The sequence below is a fragment of the Streptomyces sp. MB09-02B genome (assembly GCF_033794485.1).
Lineage (GTDB): Bacteria > Actinomycetota > Actinomycetes > Streptomycetales > Streptomycetaceae > Streptomyces.
Window position 1 is genome coordinate 1 of the sequence record NZ_JARGEE010000804.1, and the last position, 1,794, is coordinate 1,794.

Sequence of the window (1,794 nt, forward strand, 5' to 3'; positions counted from 1 at the left end):
TTTTTCTGCCTGTTTCGTGAGATCGGAGATGGAGATAAGAGACAGCCACCGCACGACCGCCCACCGCTTCGTCGTCGCCCGCGCGGGCCTGCCCTGCCCCCGCAACCGGCTCGGCGAGCGCCGCCGCCTGCTCGTAGCGTTGTTGGCTCTCGCCGAGCAGGTTGCGGGTGAAGGTCAGGCCCGCGAGGGCGACGACGAGGCGGTGGGCGGTCGTGCGGTGGGGCCGGTGGGTGGCGGCCCAGGTCAGGGCCGCTCGGAGGTCGTCGGCGACGGCGTCGAAGCGTGCGCGGAAGTCCGGGCCCTCGGCTCCGGCGAGAGCGGTCGCAGCGGTCAGGCACCAGGCGGCGTGGCGCGACCGCACAGCCGTCGGCTCGTCGGCGTCGGCGAGCCGCTCCGCCCCGTACTGGCGGATGGTCTCCAACGCCTGGTAACGCGTGCCGTTCGCGGTCGGTGTAGCGGCGAGCAGGCTCTGTTCGGCGAGCCGTCCGAGCCCGTCGGCGACCGCTGCCGGTCGGAGCGGCGCGAACCCGGCGACGGCTCCGGCCGCCTCCGCGCTGAACGGCATCACGAACACCGATATCCGCCGCAACAGCGCCCGGTCCGCCGAGTCCAGCAGATCATGGCTCCAGTCCAGCGCGGCCCGTACCGACCGGTGCCGGTCGTCCGCACGCGGCCCGCCCGAGAGGATCCGCAGCTGGTCGGAGAGGCCCGCCGTGAGACCGTCCGGTCCGAGCGTGGGCCAGCGTGCCGCCGCCAGTTCGATCGCGAGCGCCATGCCGTCGAGGCGTTCGCAGATGGCCGCGATCCGGTCGCGCAGGGCCGGTTCGGGTGGCAGGCCGACCGCCGCCGCCCGTTCCAGGAAGAGCGTCACGGCCTCCGAGTCGGCGCCGCCGTCCGAGGACAGCGGCGGCACGGGGAAGACCCACTCGAACGGCACCATCATCCGGGCCCGGCTCGTCGCGAGCACCCGGAGCCCCGGGCAGGCGACCAGCAGTCGTTCCAGGAAGGGCACTACCCCGTCGCGTATCTGCTCGCAGTTGTCCAGGACCAGCAGCGCCTCGCGGTCCGCCAGGGCGGCGAGCACCGACTCCTCGACGCCGCGCCCGGGTTGTTCGCCCACGCCGACGGCCGCCGCGATCGCCGCGCCGACCCGCGCCGAATCGGTGACGGGGGCCAGGTCGACGAACCACACACCGTCGGCGAAGACACCGGCCGCGTCCGCCGCCACCGCCAGCGCGAGCCGGGTCTTGCCCACCCCGCCCGGACCGACTGCCGTGACCTGCCGACGGGTCTTCACCGCCTCGGCCAGTTCGGCGCGTTCGCGCACCCGGCCGATGAACGACGTCAGCGGTGCGGGGAGGACGGGCGTCGGGCGGGGCCGGTCCGTACGGGCCAGGTCGGCCGCGCGCCGGGAGAGCGCGCGCCGGTCCGGTTCGTCGAGCTTGCGCAGCAGGGCGGAGACATGGGACTCGACCGTGCGCACGGAGATGAACAGGCGCGCGGAGATCTCCGCGTTGCTGAGGTGTTCCCCGAGCAGCGCGAGCACTTCGGCTTCCCGGGCCGAGACCACTGGACTGGACACCGGGCCATTATCGGCTGCTCCGTGGCCTCTCCGTGGTGGATTCCGTGCTCACCACGGAGGCGGGCCGTGGCCCCCTCGGGGGAGGCTGTGACCACGGCGATCGCACCCGGCGGACACCTCGGGCCGGTCGCGGCCACCGTCCCCGCAAGCCTCAGCGACACAGGAGTGACCATGACCGGTTCGCCCGCAGCCCCGACCGCCGGCCCCCGCCC

Annotated in this window: 1 protein-coding gene; it reads right to left on the reverse strand. The window is 74.1% G+C overall.

What is annotated here, in order from left to right; all coding sequences use genetic code 11:
* Positions 1-1,582 (reverse strand): ATP-binding protein (locus P1P70_RS44210; protein WP_319248086.1); only part of this gene is annotated, 1,582 nt, incomplete at its 3' end.
* Positions 1,583-1,794 lie beyond the last annotated feature (212 nt).